The following is a 15,536-nucleotide window of genomic DNA, read 5'->3' as shown; positions in this document are numbered from 1 at the left end:
GACTGTTGGTTTTTTGATTGTTGTTTTTTGATGTTCGTTTTATTGATATGACAAAGATGTATGTTAAAGACGATTGACTTGTTTAATTGTTACTGAAATGTTCTTTTTATAACCTGAATCGTCATTTTTAGTCTTGAATGATGGTTTTGGTGATGGTCTTTTCCCCATCTTCTGCTTCTATTTTAATTTGGTTGCCTTCTCCGCTTATGTTAATGTCAACGTTATCTTCATGGTCCCTGGCCTTAATCTGATCCTCTTCGTTGCCTATTTTCATCTTGAAAGATTCTCCGTTCTCATCCTTTATATTGATATCTATCCCATTTTCGTTGATACGAATTCTGTTTTCATCATTGGATTCGTTCAGAATCTCTTCGGGACAATTCTGACATTTGAGCTCTCCATCATTACCCATCTGCCATAGGTAATCTTCCGGTTCATCTACTTCAGGGTCGTGTTCTGCCCTTATCGTCCAATTACGTGAGTTTGAAGGGGAGTACTTTAAGAACTGACCTTCGGGTAAATAAAGGTTCACCCTAACTTCTTGGTCGTTAAACTTACTTTTATCGGTAGTCGTTAGAAAACTGTTTAAAAGAAGGGTTTGACCTCTAAGTTCGTATTGGTAATCTATGGTTTCTGCGGTTGCCCGCGCTTCATCAAATGAAGGTCCGTTAGCTTCTTTTCTGATAGTGATTTTTGCAACGGAATCAGTCGCCTTTCTGATGTTGAAACGCACATCTTCTGATTGCAACATGGGGTTGCCCTCATTATCGTAAACAAGAATCATATCGTTCATACGTACATATTCACCATCATCATAAAATTCCGATGCCACTAATTGTAAGTTCAGGGTATCCGTTTCTGCACTTAGATTAAGTTCATAATCATTCTTAACGCTCCCGGTAAATGCGTGCGATGCAGCTTCCCTGACACCTAAAACAATCAGTGAAATGATACAGATGAGCCAAAGCCCCAATAAGGAAAACTTGGCTACGTTACCTATGGATTTTAAGTTGTTGACCAAGATTTTTAGTCCCAAGTACATCAAGAAAAAGAAAGGGATGCCTATTGCAAAGAAGAGCAAAAGAGAAAATACCCAGATTGGAGCGCCCGTTATGTTGTTCAGAAAGCCATCCATTCCTGGTAAGTCAACCCAACCTAGGGTGCCCATGGTAAGCATGCCAATGAACATTCCAATAATGGTCGCGGCTCCAATGACCACGAGAATAATACCTATGAACTTCCCGAAAATCTTAAAGAAGAACATGATAATATCTCCTAGGGTATCAAAAAACGACTTTCCGCCATTTTTGACCTTTTGGGATACACCTTCGTAATCGACGCTCTTAATTTTTTGGGCAACATCATCAAAGCCTTCCTTGACCTTGCGTTCTATATTGCTGATGTTGATATCCTCCCCCCGCATATCCAATTTTTGCGAAGTTGTTCTTGCCTCCGGTATCAATAACCAAAGCAGGGCATAGATGAAAATGAAGGCTCCGGTAGAACCGATAGTCAATATAATCCAAATGAGGCGAATCCAAAGTGGGTCGATATTAAAGTAGTGGCCCAAGCCAGAAGAAACTCCGGCAATGTATTTATGCTCCGTATCCCTATAGAATTTTTTGGGTTTTCTTGACTTTTTATAGGTAGATTTTGGTTCGTCTTCAAACATATCTTCATCTACCATGTAGTCTTCTGGCTGCCCCATAATAGCTATTACGGCATCTACCTCTTTGGTAGTGATGACCTGACGTTCATTTTCTAGTTTTTCACTAAAAAGTTCCGCTATGCGCGCCTCGATATCAGCTATGATTTCTTCGCTGCCCGGGGTATTGGCAAAAGAACGCTTGACCGATTCTAGGTAGCGCTGCATTTTGTTATATGCTTCCTCATCCATATGAAAAAGCATGTTGGCTAGGTTTATATTTATCGTTTTGTTCATTGTCTTTATTTTTAGGCGGTGTGCCGTTGGCCTTTTGCTTTTAAGTTATTTGTTGCTGGTTACCAAATTGGTGGCGGTTCTAAGCTCGTCCCAAGTGGCATCAAGTTCTTTTAGAAAAAGTTTGCCCGTCTCTGTTAGGGCGTAGTATTTTCTAGGTGGGCCAGAGGTAGACTCTTCCCATCTATAGCTCAATAGTCCCGCATTTTTCAATCGGGTCAGTAGGGGGTAAATAGTACCCTCCACTACGAGCATTTTTGCGTCTTTAAGGGTTTGAAGTATCTCAGAGGCATACTTGTCCTTTCCATTAAGAATGGATAGGATGCAGTACTCCAAAACCCCTTTGCGCATCTGCGCTTTTGTATTCTCTACGTTCATAATTTCGTTTCGCTTTTTATGCAGTTCCTTCGCATTGGGGGAACGCGTTTTTTCTGTAAATGTCTTCTGCATGGGTTGACTGTTCGTTTTTTGATCGATGAATAAACATTCTGATGGTGATTGATTGATGAATAAACTCTCTATGATTAAGGGCTGATGAGACCCCGGTATTTTTATTTAATAAATTTTATGGTTAGCGGATATTCAAAATGGTGTCCTTCATTAGTTTTGATGGTTGCAAGAATGCTATAAACCACATTTAGTAAGAATAAAGCCGCTTGTACTAAACCGGCTAGGCTTAATGGAATCAGCCAAGAACCAAAGTGAAAATTATCGGGGTCTAGCTGAATCGAAAAATTGTTATAGTTGTTCAGCCTATCGAAACCAAATAGACCAAAATCAAAAATCTCAGGAAAGAAGCCAATGAAAAACGGTATACTGATGGCTCCCAAAATAACCGAGTATAACAAAAGGCTAATTTGAAAATTAAGGGCCTGCTTTCCATTGTAGTCTACAAACTCATATTCATTTTTATTGGCGGTCCACAATACCAATGGAATGATAAAGTTGCCAAAGGGAACCACAAACTTCGAAAAGGTAGAAGCATGTATGATAGCCGATAAATTTCGTTCGTGTTTGGTGATTGTACTTTCCATGACTTAGTAATTTCTTATGCAAATATATTTCTAAAAAAAGGTACTATGCAAAACAAAGTACTAAAATTTAAGAATTAATTAACAATTTGAGTTTCGGTTATTTTGCATATTTTTGAGAAAAACCTTAATGAATATGGGCGTTTCCGCTAAGAAGTTCAATCAATTCACTTTTTTTAAGTTACCTGCCGCTTGGTGGACAGGTGTTCGTGTAAAATCGATAAATGAGGGTAGCTGTGTGGTTACTGTTAAACATTCGTGGCGCAATCAGAACCCATTTAAGAGTATGTTTTGGGCCGTTCAAGGTATGGCGGCCGAGCTCAGTACAGGGGCTATGGTTATCAATCAAATACGGCAAAGCGGAAAAAAAATTAGCATGTTAGTGGCCAACAACAATGCCAACTTCTCTAAAAAAGCCACAGGAAGAATCACCTTTACCTGCAATGACGGACATCTGATAAAAGAGGCCATTGATAAAACGGTAGCGACTGGGGAAGGACAAACCTTTTGGATGAAGTCCGTAGGGGTTAATGAAGATGGGGTAGTGGTATCTACCTTTAATTTTGAATGGACGGTGAAGGTAAAAAGTTCAAAATAAGGATTGTTTTGTAACAAACCGACTATTTTAGACTACTAATAAGCATCACAATAAATCAATCAAAAAAATGAATGCACACGAAATAGACTATCAGATTTACGGCGAAGAGATGCAATATGTAGAAATTGAGCTGGATCCCCAAGAAGCGGTGGTTGCCGAAGCCGGAAGCTTTATGATGATGGACTCCGATATTAAAATGGACACCATTTTTGGAGATGGAAGCAATCAAGAAAAGGGAGTTCTAGGTAAGATTTTTTCTGCCGGAAAGCGAATACTGACAGGGGAAAGTCTTTTTATGACGGCTTTTTTAAATATTGGAATGGGGAAAAAGCAAGTGAGTTTTGCATCGCCTTATCCCGGTAAAATAGTACCCATAGACCTTTCCGAGAAAAATGGAAAATTCATATGTCAGAAAGATGCTTTTCTATGCGCAGCCAAAGGTGTATCCGTAGGTATCGAATTTTCTAGAAAATTGGGCCGTGGTCTTTTTGGGGGAGAAGGTTTTATTATGCAAAAACTGGAAGGAGATGGCCTTGCTTTTATCCATGCAGGCGGTACCTTGGCTAAAAAAGTATTGGCACCCGGTGAAGTACTCAAAGTAGATACCGGTTGTATCGTTGGTTTCTCCCAAGAGGTGGATTATGATATTGAATTTGTAGGTGGTATCAAAAATACCGTTTTTGGCGGAGAAGGTCTATTTTTTGCCACGTTACGTGGCCCCGGAACCGTTTATATACAATCCTTGCCCTTTAGCCGTTTGGCAGGTCGTGTATTGGCTTCTATTCCTAGAGGAGGTAAAGATAAGGGAGAAGGAAGCATTTTAGGTACCCTTGGCGATATTGTAGGTGGCGATAACCGATTTTAGTGAATCACCTTTGCCCTAACTGCCATGTAAGGTCGTTGGGGCAGTGGTATTTCAACCTTACCCGAATAATGACCACCTAAGGGGACAACGGTCATATTCCAAGCATCGATTACCTCAAGCTTATACTTTTTACCCTCTGAAAGATTTAAGATGGCGCTTGCTTGTTGACTATTGCCATAGTAGTGGAGATAGTAATCAGTACCGTTGTACAAGTACGTTTCTTTGTTCCATTCTGTATGAATGGGATGAACCACATCGGGAGCTTCTTTCATAATTTGATGCAAAAAAGTTAGCCGCTTCGGGCTTTTACCGTATAATTTCCCTCCTTTAGACCACCAAAGAATGTTTTCTTTGTGGGTATAGGTTTCTCCGTGAGAGGCGTATGCACCGCGACAATAAAGAATCCAAAAGCGGTTCACCGTTTCTTCTGCCGTCAAGTTGCCCCAGTCATAGGGTACATTGCCTTCATAAACGAACTCATCATTGATAACTGGCTTCTGGTAAGTTTCTCGCCATTGTTGTGTTTTTTCTAAGTAGGGCGTCTGAACGCTTAAATGGGTAATCCATGGTTTTGAGTGGTTGTACCAAGCTTTCCCGTTGTGAATGGATTTTAAGTGGCGGTGCGGGTCGTTTTTTAGAATGCTTTTAAAATAAACTTCCCACTCTTCTTCTGATTTATTCATAAGGTCGTACTCGTTGGCCATACTCCACCAAACGTTACTATAGGAAGAGATGCGCGCAATGAGGTATTTGAGATACAACTGGTTTTCTTCTACCGTTCCTTTACTAAAACCCCATTTGTCATACGGATGGAATAGAATAACATCTGCTTCAATTCCAAGTTCTTTCAGCTGTCCAATGCGCCTTTCAATATTCCTGAAAAACTCCAAATTGAATTTTTTGTGGTTCCAAGTAGAATCGGATGATTTTTCAAAAGGATAATGTATAGGTTCGTTAGAAATATATCGCCCATAGTATTTTGGCATTACTGTCATTCTAATCTTATTGAAACTATGCTCAGAAAGCGTATTTAATGTTTGTTCGATCAACTTATCGTTTTGGTGTGCCCAAGCATAAGCAGTTGTTCCTAAAGGATAAAAAGGAGTACCGTCTGAATAGGCAAAGTGAAACGTATCTCGAACTACTACAGGCCCGCGATTACCTTCCGTGGCTGGGGTACAAATAAATTTTCCTGTCTGATTATCAAGAGAGCTTATATTACTTTGGGTTTTAAATGTCCATTCTCCTTCAAATTCTGGCATAAACCTAATTTTATAAGTTTCATTGCCATCATAAAAGCCGTTGACTATGTAGCTAATATTTCCGTGCTTGAATTGCGCTTCCAATTGTACGTCGGTAAATGGATTAGTGGTGACTGGACCTTTGAATTCCACTTCAAAAACATCCCATTTTTCAGTGGCAAATGAAAATATACTTGTTAAAAGAACAATGAAAAGTATTGCATTTTTCATGACGGGTAGAAAATGGTTTTATAAGGCATGATGTATCTTACTGATTAAATTTACCAAAATTTTGTTCGTTATAGAGGTAATTGGTAATTTGAAGAGAAATAGAACTAGGCCATTGACACTTTTACCTATATTTACCCTGCGAATCTCAGTATCAACCCCCTAAAGCCCTGATTTTTTTTCATGAAGTCTAAATCGGTTACGAACACACAATTAGTAGTGTGGGTCATTGATGATGATTTTGTTTCTCTTTTCGCCACTCGTTATGGTATAGAGCAATGGAACGGAAACTGCAAGGTCATCGATTTCGATAGTGCGGAAACGGCACTAAAAATTTTCTCCGATTCTTTGGACAGTGATGAAGAAAAACCCGATATCATTCTTTTGGATTTGATTATGCCCGGTATGGATGGCTGGACGTTTCTCGCCAATTTTGATAAAATGACAAAGGGAAAATCTTCCACAGATGTTTACATTCTTTCGGCCTTTACCAATTCTAAAGACCGAAAGAAAGCAAAAGAACACCCTTCCGTAAAAGGGCATTTTGATAAGCCTTTATCCAAACCACTTTTGGAAGAGACTTTTAATGCCAATTATCTTTAATAAGGTTTTTATTGGTTGGCCAACGGAATTAACTGTGCCTTTAGATTAGGAGTCTCCATGTCCGCATCCAACGGGAACATAGGTCTCTTAATATTTTGGTAGCCTAATCTTTCCAAATCTTGGTCTACTCCACCAGGAGTCAGGGCCATGATCCAATCACCTCGCATGTCATATAGCTCAGGTACCAAATAACCAATTTTCACCACTACAATATCCGTGTTTTCCGGGTCGAGCTGTAAATCCGTAAAATCCTTTTTATGGTGGTAAGGCTTTCGTTTTTGTGTCACAATAACATGGATGCTACCCACCTTTACGACCACTTCAACTTCTGCATCTCGGTCACCTTTCTTGATTGCGGTAATGATACCCTCCAATTCAATAGGAGGGGCAAAGCGGTCATCAACCTGGGCACCTACCAACCCCTTGACTCTTTTACCAACACCCACTTCCAATGCTTTTTCAACCAAGTCAGGTCCGGGCAAAGAAGCATATATAACGGAGGGGCCGATTTCCCTTTTAAACTCCGATCTTTTTAATAATTCATTTAAAGTCCACGTAACATCTCCCGCGCCACCAGCAGTTGGGTTGTCGCCCATATCACTTATCATAAATGGTTTTTTGTTACTTGAAAGTGCTTTTTTAAGACTTTCATCCAAGGTGGCGGTAGGGGCAACGAACTCAAATTGTTTGCGTACGTTCCAGAAAGAATCAGCCAAATATTCGGCGCCTTTTTTAACCGCTTCTTCATCATCTCCATATGCCATGACTACCGCATGGTTTCTAGGTTCGTCTGCCCAAGCATAACCGATCCAAATCGCGGCATCAATAACACCTTCCTTGTCAGCAACGTCCGGTACTTTTGCATAAAGACTTTTTCCCGGTTCTATACGGGTACTCGTTTTTTCCCCTGGAAGTAAAATAGGAACTGGAACATACGCTTTGTAGGCCGGTTTGCCCTTACCACTTTCTAAACGATCTAATAAGTTGGTGATAGCCCTTAGTTTGGATTCTAGGGCATCTTCATGAGGGGCCATTCTATAACAGGTAATTAAATCCGAATGTTTGGCAAGATCATACGAAACATTGCCATGAAGATCCATAGAGGTAGAAATCATGACTTCCGGTCCAACAACTTCTCGAATTCTTTTAATGAGGTCACCTTCGGCATCAGAAATTCCTTGCACACTCATTGCACCGTGAATATCAAAGAACAATCCGTCATAAGGTCCATTTTCCTCAAGCATCTTTAAGGTTTTTTCTACCAAAGATTCGTAGGCCTCGCGGGTTACAATACCTCCCGGTATTGATTTTCCCAATACGGTGGGTATCCATTCGACCCTTTGGCGAATACTCGTGGTATCTGCAAAAAAATGATAGCGCCCAAAAATAGAATCTCCGATGCGCGCATGAAAAGCTGCCTCATCGGTCGTAGCTGGTGAAAAGGTGCTGGATTCAATACCTATACCAGCAATGGCGATTCTTGGAAGATCGCCTTTTGTTTTTTTATCGGCGGGACTATTACATCCAAAAAGAAAGGATAATACGGAAAATAGAGCAAAAAAATTTTTCATGAGAAATTTTTGTTTGGTTTAGTTTGGAGCAGTAAAAGGTACAACTTTTGGAATCTATATTATCTTGAGAAAGGAGAAGTACAAGACTTTTTGAGATATCGTATTTTTTTGTAGGCTCTTTGAAATATCCCTATCTTGGGATGGTAAATTTTATATTATTTATGGCCAATTACAATATTGATGCGAAAAAGGAAATGACCTATGATGCCATAGTCATAGGATCTGGAATTAGCGGAGGATGGGCAGCCAAAGAACTTTGTGAAAAGGGATTAAAAACCTTGGTGTTGGAACGCGGCCCTTTAGTGAAACACGTAATAGATTATCCTACCATGAACTTGGACCCATGGGATATGGACTATAGAGGTGGACTCACTCCTGAGCAGAAAAAAAAGCATTACAAAAATATACGTTCTGGCTGGGTAGGTCAAGATACAGAGCACTTTTGGGCAGATGACGAAGCAAATCCTTATACCGAAGAAAAGCCATTTCTTTGGCTTAGAGGGCATCAAATGGGAGGAAAATCCTTATTGTGGGGGAAACAAACCTACCGATGGAGCGATTTAGATTTTGAGGCCAACGCCAAAGATGGACACGGAATAGATTGGCCCATAAGATATAAGGACTTAGAACCTTGGTACACTTATGTAGAAAAATTTGCGGGTATCAGTGGAGAGGCCTTGGGACTTCCGCAATTGCCAGACAGTCATTTTTTACCTCCCATGGAACTTAACTGTGTTGAGAAACACGTAAAGTCTAGAATTGAAAAGAACTTTCCCGGACGAAACATGACCATAGGTCGTGTAGCCCATTTAACACAACCTCATAATGGAAGGGGGCAATGCCAGTATAGGAACAGATGTAGCCGTGGGTGTCCGTTTGGTGCCTATTTTAGTAGTAATGCGGTTACCTTGCCAGCGGCCAATGCAACCGGAAATCTTACCATTAGGCCTTTCTCGATTGTACAATCGGTTCTATATGATGACAAGAAAGGAAAAGCAACGGGCGTGAGAATTATTGATGCGGAATCAAACGAGGATATGGAGTTTTCCGCAAAAATCATTTTCGTAAACGCTTCTGCACTTAGTACAGCCCATATTTTAATGAACTCCGTTTCCAAAAGGTTTGAAAACGGTTTGGGAAATGATAGTGGAGAATTGGGCCATAACCTAATGGACCATACCTATAGAGTTGGGGCTATTGGAAAAGTGGAAGGTTTTGAAGATACCTATTATAAAGGACGAAGACCCAACGGAATTTACATCCCTCGCTATTGGAATATTGACGAAAATAGTAAATCGGACAAATTTTTAAGAGGATTTGGGTATCAGGGAGGAGCCTATAGAGGGGGTAATGCTGCCAATAAGGAAGAGTTTGGTGCCGACTTTAAAGACGGACTTCTAAAACCAGGTCCGTGGGAGTTTTTCATTACCGGTTTTGCGGAATGCCTACCATACCATGAGAACAAAATTTCCCTTAACAAGGATGTATTGGATAAATGGGGACAACCTACGCTTACTATAGATGCTGAATTTAAGGAGAACGAAAAGGCACTCAATAAACAAATTCAGGAAGATGCTGTGGAAATGCTTGAAAAAGCAGGCGTCAAGGATGTATTAGGTTTTGACAAGGAACATCCGCCAGGATATGGTGTGCATGAAATGGGTACGGCCAGAATGGGCCGCGACCCAAAAACTTCTGTTTTAAATGAGTTTAACCAAGTACATGGGGCCAATAATGTTTTTGTAACGGATGGAGCTTGTATGACATCTTCATCATGCGTGAATCCTTCACTTACTTATATGGCTATTACGGCCCGGGCGGCAGACCATGCGGTATCAGAATTGAAAAAAATGAATTTATAGGTTATGGATAGGAGAAAAGCATTAAAAAGAACGGGATTATTGGCGGGGGCTACAGTGTTGACCCCAACCTTATTTTCCTTGTTTCAAGCTTGTAAAGAAGAAAAAAGAGTAGACTGGCAGCCTGAATTTTTAACCCAAAATGAAGCGGTAACCATTTCATCTCTTTTAGATACCATTTTGCCCAGAACCCAAACTCCTGGTGCTCTAGATGTAAAAGCGGATATGTTTATTGATAAGGTCATAGCACATACCTATGATGAAGAAGGACAAAAGGCAATGAGAGCGGATATTCTTGCTTTTAACCAACAGAGTACCAAGGCTTATGGCTCTAATTTTGCAGATTTAAATGACGATAACAAAATGGCCTTTTTGAAGGAACAAGAAGCCAACTCTGGGAAATTCAACCCTGGAATATGGGGAACCTCCGTTGGTGACCAACAGCCTATTGGCTTTTATAGGTCAATGAAATCAATGGCTATTTGGGCCTATACCACCTCCCAAGAAATTGGCGAAAATGTATTGAGTTATGACCCTGTCCCAGGGGTGTATGAACCTTGTAAGCCCCTATCCGAAGTGGGGAATAAATGGAGTTTGTAAATAGCCTAGATGAACAATTCCCGAATAAAGAATATTACCAAGGAAGTACTATCAGACAACTGGTATACCTTAAATAAATACACCTACGAATATCAAAAAGATGACGGCTTGTGGGAGATCCAAGAGCGTGAAGCGTATGACCGGGGTAACGGAGCTGCTATTTTGTTATATAACAAAAAGAAAGGGACCGTAGTGTTGACCAAACAGTTTAGAATGCCTACTTACGTGAACGGTAACGAAGACGGCATGATGGTGGAAGTATGCGCAGGACTGTTAGACGGTTTGAACCCAGAAGAATGCATTAAGAAAGAGGTAGAGGAAGAAACCGGATATCAAATAGATAAGGTTAGAAAAGTCTTTGAAAGTTATATGTCTCCCGGTTCGGTAACGGAAATCCTTCATTTTTTCGTGGGCGAATATGAGGCCCGTATGAAAGTGAACGAAGGCGGCGGTGCAGCAGATGAAACCGAAAATATAGAAGTTCTTGAAATGCCGTTTTCAACTGCGATGTCCATGATTTCAAGTGGGGAGATTAAAGACTCCAAATCCATTATGCTTTTGCAGTATGCTAAAATACATGGACTTATAGATGAATAAAAAGGTTAATAAGTATCCCTTACGTTTTCCAGAATCATCTGCATACGTTTTTTGACGTCGGATGAAGGCTTCCTGAAATGATTGTTCATAAAGCTGAAAATTAGGGTCTTGCCAGATTTTGTTTTTATAAAGCCGCTCAGGCAATGGTTATTGCTCAGACTTCCGGTTTTGGCGTAAACATACGGTTCTGGGTCGCCAGGGTACCAACTTTTCAAAGTTCCAGAAGCTCCTCCAGCCGGAAAGAAGCTTAATAGTCGCTCCATTTCTATTTCCCTGTACATTTTATGCAAAACATGAACGATTGATTTTGGGCTTATGAGATTATATCTCGAGAGCCCCGAACCATCTACCCACCTAGGTTCTTGCTTTAAATCATTTAAATAATTTTCAAGCATATATTTTTGAGCCATATGAATGCTGAGCGTATCAGACAGGGTAGAAGAAGCTAAGATGAGTAGTTGGTCTGCTATAAAATTGTCGCTAACATGCATCATCCTCTTAAGCACGGTATCTTTGGGCATGCTATAAAAAACTGATTTTGTCCCGAGAGGAAAATCATTCCCTACCATAATTTCTTTTCCCAACTCAGATTCCAGAATAGATTTGGAAAGCAGTTCACTGGTTCTAAAAGGAACTTCTAAAGTGTCTTTCCTATTGGAGTCAAAGTAGAAGATATTCTTTTCCTGCTCTCGGTTATCACGGGAATTAATAGCGATAATACTATCCTTAAAGACGGAAGGCTGTACCTTAGGTTCCGTACTATTGGTAACTGTTAAGACATTTCCGTAAAGGGGTAAAGCGCTTCGCTCAACTTGATAGTAATATTGGTAATCGCCACATGACCAACCCGGTCCTAATTTTTCATCCTTCAGATTGTTTATTTTAAATTTTAGGTTGGACTGGTTTTTTAGAAATTTAACCACTTTGTCACTATTGAAATATGGATGAAATAAGGTGGGATCGCCGGTACCTTGAATGTACGTAGTATCATTTTCTTTGATGTACGAGAATGCCGGAATACTATCCGGTAACATTTTCAAAGAAGTATAGAGGCTAAAAATTTTAGTGTTGCTTGCGGGTATAAAATATTTCTCGCTATCGTAGTCCAAAAGGGTATCATTGGAGGAAGGATCAATAATTAGCATGCCGGTAAAATGATTATCGTAAAACTCCGTTTGTAATAATTCTTTAGAAGTTTTGTTGATGATCTTGGAACTACTGGCACATGCAGAAAGTAAGGCTACAAGGAGGGCGGAAAGAAATATTCTATACATATAGATTTGTTTGGCACCCCAAAAATAGGCTATTTAACAAGAAATTGGCTAAGATTTAACAACGGAATTACACTAATAGAGGAGGTTTAATGTTTAACTTTAGGTTGACCAAAAAGGTCCCCAAAGAACAATTAACTAAATAAATAATCAATGGCAAAAGGTATGCTAGAGTACACTAAAACTGTATTGAAAAAAGTTAGTTTCGATTCTAGGTTGTTTTTAAAAGAGCTTAAAAAGGCGGTAGAGAGATTACTGCCAGAGGAAGTGGAAGAGCTAAAAATATGGTTACAGCAATATTTAACTGATAAGCCAGAATTACAACAAAGTTTAATTTATCTAAAGGCATAAAAGCAAATCGCCCTCCACATTTTGGAGGGCGATTTGCTTTTGTACAATTCAAGCTTTTTTATTTAAGGGGCTTACAATTTTTACATCTTGAAAGGCAATGGCACCTCTCACAATGCCTAGTATTACGTCACGTAGGGCTTCTGTAATTTGAATTTTCAATTCGCTTTTATGGTAGATAAGACTCACTTCCCTGGCAGGAGAAGGGGCTTCAAAGTATTTTAATTTTTCTTTTTTATGCTCATCCAACTCCAAAGTGTTGAGGTAGGGTAGTAAAGTCATTCCCAAATCCTCATCCGCTAAGTTGACCAAAGTTTCAAAACTACCACTCTGCAATCTAAAATGTTCTTCCTGAAAATTTCTAGGCGCCTTGCAAAGATTGATAACTCCATCCCTAAAACAATGGCCGTCTTGCAATAGAAGAACATCTTGTATATCCAAATCTTCGGGTTTAAGTTTTGGTTGCTGATAAAGTCTATGTCCGGGAGGTACATAACCCACAAAAGGTTCATAGTACAACGGGCGTTCCTTTAAATATTCAATTTCCAATGGTGTGGCGGCTATTCCTGCATCTAAATGACCGTCTTGAAGATTTTTAATGAGATTTTCCGTGCTTTGTTCCTTAATAATAAGATTGACCTTTGGATATCTTTTTATAAAGGTCTTAAGGAACATGGGCAGTAGGGTGGGCATTACAGTGGGTATAATACCCAGCATATAATCCCCGCCAATAAATCCTTTTTCTTGGTCTACAATGTCCTGAATACGGTTGGCCTCATTGACAATATTCTTAGCTTGGTTTACAATTTTTTTTCCCACCTCAGTAATGGTAATCGGTTTTTTGCTTCGGTCAAAAATGAGTATATCAAGTTCATCCTCCAATTTTTGTACCTGCATACTCAGAGTAGGTTGGGTAACAAAGCTCTTTTGAGCAGCCAAGGTAAAATTTTTATGTTCTGCGACCGCCAAAACATATTGCAATTGCGTTATTGTCATTGTAAATAAATTAAAGCGATAAAGTTATAAAAACTATCAATAAAACTTATTATGTAAGCCTCTGATATTTTATAATTTTATGGTGTAATCAAAAATATAGAAACGAAATGAAATTGAATAGCATAGGATTAAGTGAAAAAGATTCTAAAACAGTAAGCGAGGATTTAAATGAACTTTTAGCCAATTTCCAAAGATATTATCAGAATTTAAGAGGTATACATTGGAACGTTAAAGGGAAGCGTTTTTTTGAACTGCATCCAAAATTCGAGGAACTATATGATGATGCCAATGAAAAGGTAGATATGATTGCAGAGCGTATTCTAACTTTGGGAGGCGTACCACTACATACTTTTGAGGACTATATCAAAACATCCAAGGTACCGGTGGGAAAGAATGTCTCTAATGACGAGGATTCTATTAGATTGATAGTGGATTCCCTAAAGGAATTATTGGTTATTGAAAGGCGTATCTTAGATGCTACGGATAAATCCGGGGATGAAGGTACCAATGCGATGATGAGTGATTTTATCACGGAACAAGAGAAAACGGTTTGGATGATGAAAGCTTGGTTGGCCGAGGAAATTTAATGCACTAAAGTTTAAAGATTTATACAAGCCCCGCCATTTGGTGGGGCTTTTTGTTCAATAATTTATTGAATTGAACAACTAGCAAATTTTTTAATAACCTAGATTGTTCAAAAATTAAATGTATGTCAAAAGAAACTAAAGCATATGCTGCCTCATCAAAAGAGGCAGATTTAGAACCATTCGTAATCAATAGAAGAAAACCTACTCCAGAAGATGTAGAAATTGAGATATTGTATTGTGGCGTGTGCCATAGCGATTTACACCAAGTGCGAAATGACTGGAAAAACTCTAAATATCCGGTAGTTCCTGGGCATGAAATTATAGGAAAAGTAGTGTCAGTAGGTGAAAACGTAGAAAATTTTAAAGTAAATGATATGGTCGGGGTTGGTTGTATGGTCGACTCTTGCCAGACATGCAGTGCTTGCAAGGATGATTTGGAACAGTATTGTGAAAAAGGTGCTGTGATGACTTATAATGGACCGGACAAACATCTGGGAGGACATACTTTTGGGGGCTATTCCGAAAAAATAGTGGTAGACCAAAATTTCGTACTTCATATACCGAAAAATCTAGACCCCAAGGCAGCTGCACCTTTGCTTTGCGCCGGAATTACCACTTGGTCTCCTTTGTCTCACTGGAATGTAAAAAAAGGGGATAAGGTTGGCGTGATCGGTCTGGGAGGATTGGGTCACATGGGTATCAAATTTGCCCATGCCATGGGAGCACATACCGTAATGATAACCACATCTCCCAATAAAAGTGAGGACGCAAAAAAACTAGGCGCAGATGAGGTTTTAATTTCTAAAGATGAGAAACAAATGAAAGAACATGCCGGTTCTTTTGATTTCTTATTGAACACTATTCCGGTGGGCCATGATATGAATCCTTATGTATCTCTATTAAAAAGAGATGCGACCATGGTGCTTGTCGGAGCTGTAGAACCACTTGAGTCATTGCATGGTGGCGGAATCATTATGGGAAGAAAGCGAATAGCAGGTTCTATGATCGGTGGTATTAAAGAGACCCAAGAAATGCTCGATTTTTGCGGGGAGAACGATGTAGTCTCTGAGATTGAAATGATCAATATCCAGAATATTAATGAAGCCTATGATAGATTGGTAAAGTCCGATGTGAAATACCGATTTGTAATTGATATGCAATCATTAAAAGATAGTTAATTTCTACCAAGAACCCTTCCAACG

General features: G+C 39.5%; 16 protein-coding genes. 9 read left to right on the top strand and 7 right to left on the bottom strand.

Going from position 1 to position 15,536, the window contains the following annotated elements:
• Positions 1 to 127 precede the first annotated feature (127 nt).
• The 3 genes from BIZ36_RS00365 to BIZ36_RS00355 form a co-directional block, all read right to left on the bottom strand.
• Positions 128 to 1,942: a PspC domain-containing protein gene (locus tag BIZ36_RS00365; protein ID WP_187455865.1), complete on the bottom strand. Its 1,815-nt coding sequence runs from the start codon at positions 1,940 to 1,942 to the stop codon at positions 128 to 130.
• 45 nt (positions 1,943 to 1,987) lie between these two features.
• Positions 1,988 to 2,389 (bottom strand): PadR family transcriptional regulator, encoded by a 402-nt coding sequence (locus tag BIZ36_RS00360; protein ID WP_502709160.1) that lies wholly within the window; start codon positions 2,387 to 2,389, stop codon positions 1,988 to 1,990.
• Between the two features lie 101 nt (positions 2,390 to 2,490).
• Entirely contained in the window at positions 2,491 to 2,973 is a 483-nt protein-coding gene (locus tag BIZ36_RS00355; protein WP_187455864.1) for a DUF4870 domain-containing protein, read from the bottom strand.
• A gap of 133 nt (positions 2,974 to 3,106) precedes the next feature.
• On the opposite strand from BIZ36_RS00355, the gene BIZ36_RS00350 reads away from it, so the two are divergent.
• Both BIZ36_RS00350 and BIZ36_RS00345 read left to right on the top strand, forming a co-directional pair.
• A complete protein-coding gene (locus tag BIZ36_RS00350) occupies positions 3,107 to 3,568 on the top strand; it encodes a DUF4442 domain-containing protein (protein WP_187455863.1) in 462 nt (153 codons plus the stop codon).
• A 67-nt stretch (positions 3,569 to 3,635) separates the two neighbouring features.
• Positions 3,636 to 4,433, top strand: coding sequence for a TIGR00266 family protein (locus BIZ36_RS00345; protein WP_187455862.1), 798 nt, complete (start codon positions 3,636 to 3,638; stop codon positions 4,431 to 4,433).
• On the opposite strand, the gene BIZ36_RS00340 is transcribed toward BIZ36_RS00345, so the two are convergent.
• Positions 4,430 to 5,905, bottom strand: a complete 1,476-nt coding sequence (locus BIZ36_RS00340; protein WP_222937111.1) for a DUF5060 domain-containing protein — start codon at positions 5,903 to 5,905, stop codon at positions 4,430 to 4,432. The genes BIZ36_RS00345 and BIZ36_RS00340 overlap by 4 nt on opposite strands.
• 180 nt (positions 5,906 to 6,085) lie before the next feature.
• Here BIZ36_RS00340 and BIZ36_RS00335 point away from each other — a divergent pair, with 180 nt between their 5' ends.
• On the top strand, positions 6,086 to 6,505 hold the full coding sequence (locus BIZ36_RS00335; protein WP_187455861.1) for a response regulator: 420 nt from the start codon (positions 6,086 to 6,088) through the stop codon (positions 6,503 to 6,505).
• Positions 6,506 to 6,513: 8 nt separating this feature from the next.
• Here BIZ36_RS00335 and BIZ36_RS00330 read toward each other — a convergent pair whose 3' ends face one another.
• Entirely contained in the window at positions 6,514 to 8,076 is a 1,563-nt protein-coding gene (locus BIZ36_RS00330; protein WP_187455860.1) for a M81 family metallopeptidase, read from the bottom strand.
• Between the two features lie 161 nt (positions 8,077 to 8,237).
• Between BIZ36_RS00330 and BIZ36_RS00325 the strand changes: the two genes are divergently transcribed.
• Genes BIZ36_RS00325 through nudK form a run of 3 tightly spaced genes read left to right on the top strand, consistent with a single transcriptional unit; the run spans position 8,238 to position 11,132 of the window.
• Positions 8,238 to 9,938, top strand: coding sequence for a GMC oxidoreductase (locus BIZ36_RS00325; RefSeq protein WP_187455859.1), 1,701 nt, complete (start codon positions 8,238 to 8,240; stop codon positions 9,936 to 9,938).
• Between the two features lie 3 nt (positions 9,939 to 9,941).
• A complete protein-coding gene (locus tag BIZ36_RS00320) occupies positions 9,942 to 10,535 on the top strand; it encodes a gluconate 2-dehydrogenase subunit 3 family protein (RefSeq protein ID WP_187455858.1) in 594 nt (197 codons plus the stop codon).
• 9 nt (positions 10,536 to 10,544) lie between these two features.
• Complete coding sequence (gene nudK / locus BIZ36_RS00315; RefSeq protein ID WP_187455857.1) at positions 10,545 to 11,132, top strand: GDP-mannose pyrophosphatase NudK; 588 nt, start codon at positions 10,545 to 10,547, stop codon at positions 11,130 to 11,132.
• Between the two features lie 5 nt (positions 11,133 to 11,137).
• Here nudK and BIZ36_RS00310 read toward each other — a convergent pair whose 3' ends face one another.
• Entirely contained in the window at positions 11,138 to 12,406 is a 1,269-nt protein-coding gene (locus BIZ36_RS00310; RefSeq protein WP_187455856.1) for a D-alanyl-D-alanine carboxypeptidase/D-alanyl-D-alanine-endopeptidase, read from the bottom strand.
• 150 nt (positions 12,407 to 12,556) lie between these two features.
• On the opposite strand from BIZ36_RS00310, the gene BIZ36_RS00305 reads away from it, so the two are divergent.
• Positions 12,557 to 12,754, top strand: coding sequence for a hypothetical protein (locus tag BIZ36_RS00305; protein WP_187455855.1), 198 nt, complete (start codon positions 12,557 to 12,559; stop codon positions 12,752 to 12,754).
• 48 nt (positions 12,755 to 12,802) lie between these two features.
• Here BIZ36_RS00305 and BIZ36_RS00300 read toward each other — a convergent pair whose 3' ends face one another.
• Entirely contained in the window at positions 12,803 to 13,747 is a 945-nt protein-coding gene (locus BIZ36_RS00300; RefSeq protein ID WP_187455854.1) for a LysR substrate-binding domain-containing protein, read from the bottom strand.
• 107 nt (positions 13,748 to 13,854) lie between these two features.
• Between BIZ36_RS00300 and BIZ36_RS00295 the strand changes: the two genes are divergently transcribed.
• Entirely contained in the window at positions 13,855 to 14,334 is a 480-nt protein-coding gene (locus tag BIZ36_RS00295; RefSeq protein ID WP_187455853.1) for a Dps family protein, read from the top strand.
• Between the two features lie 122 nt (positions 14,335 to 14,456).
• The gene (locus BIZ36_RS00290) at positions 14,457 to 15,512 is read left to right on the top strand and encodes an NAD(P)-dependent alcohol dehydrogenase (protein ID WP_187455852.1); all 1,056 of its coding nucleotides are present in this window, start codon (positions 14,457 to 14,459) and stop codon (positions 15,510 to 15,512) included.
• Positions 15,513 to 15,536: the final 24 nt, after the last annotated feature.

Origin of the sequence: Cytophaga sp. FL35 (assembly GCF_014349235.1) — a bacterium.
In the GTDB taxonomy this organism is placed as follows: Bacteria; Bacteroidota; Bacteroidia; order Flavobacteriales; family Flavobacteriaceae; genus Euzebyella.
This window is presented reverse-complemented; position numbering and strand designations above follow the sequence as displayed.

Excerpts from the sequence above, each read along its gene's own strand:
- BIZ36_RS00365 (WP_187455865.1), bottom strand. The coding sequence starts at position 1,942 with ATGAACAAAACGATAAATATAAACCTAGCCAACATGCTTTTTCATATG.
- BIZ36_RS00360 (WP_502709160.1), bottom strand. The coding sequence starts at position 2,389 with ATGCAGAAGACATTTACAGAAAAAACGCGTTCCCCCAATGCGAAGGAA.
- BIZ36_RS00355 (WP_187455864.1), bottom strand. The coding sequence starts at position 2,973 with ATGGAAAGTACAATCACCAAACACGAACGAAATTTATCGGCTATCATA.
- BIZ36_RS00350 (WP_187455863.1), top strand. The coding sequence starts at position 3,107 with ATGGGCGTTTCCGCTAAGAAGTTCAATCAATTCACTTTTTTTAAGTTA.
- BIZ36_RS00345 (WP_187455862.1), top strand. The coding sequence starts at position 3,636 with ATGAATGCACACGAAATAGACTATCAGATTTACGGCGAAGAGATGCAA.
- BIZ36_RS00340 (WP_222937111.1), bottom strand. The coding sequence starts at position 5,905 with ATGAAAAATGCAATACTTTTCATTGTTCTTTTAACAAGTATATTTTCA.
- BIZ36_RS00335 (WP_187455861.1), top strand. The coding sequence starts at position 6,086 with ATGAAGTCTAAATCGGTTACGAACACACAATTAGTAGTGTGGGTCATT.
- BIZ36_RS00330 (WP_187455860.1), bottom strand. The coding sequence starts at position 8,076 with ATGAAAAATTTTTTTGCTCTATTTTCCGTATTATCCTTTCTTTTTGGA.
- BIZ36_RS00325 (WP_187455859.1), top strand. The coding sequence starts at position 8,238 with ATGGCCAATTACAATATTGATGCGAAAAAGGAAATGACCTATGATGCC.
- BIZ36_RS00320 (WP_187455858.1), top strand. The coding sequence starts at position 9,942 with ATGGATAGGAGAAAAGCATTAAAAAGAACGGGATTATTGGCGGGGGCT.
- nudK (WP_187455857.1), top strand. The coding sequence starts at position 10,545 with ATGAACAATTCCCGAATAAAGAATATTACCAAGGAAGTACTATCAGAC.
- BIZ36_RS00310 (WP_187455856.1), bottom strand. The coding sequence starts at position 12,406 with ATGTATAGAATATTTCTTTCCGCCCTCCTTGTAGCCTTACTTTCTGCA.
- BIZ36_RS00305 (WP_187455855.1), top strand. The coding sequence starts at position 12,557 with ATGGCAAAAGGTATGCTAGAGTACACTAAAACTGTATTGAAAAAAGTT.
- BIZ36_RS00300 (WP_187455854.1), bottom strand. The coding sequence starts at position 13,747 with ATGACAATAACGCAATTGCAATATGTTTTGGCGGTCGCAGAACATAAA.
- BIZ36_RS00295 (WP_187455853.1), top strand. The coding sequence starts at position 13,855 with ATGAAATTGAATAGCATAGGATTAAGTGAAAAAGATTCTAAAACAGTA.
- BIZ36_RS00290 (WP_187455852.1), top strand. The coding sequence starts at position 14,457 with ATGTCAAAAGAAACTAAAGCATATGCTGCCTCATCAAAAGAGGCAGAT.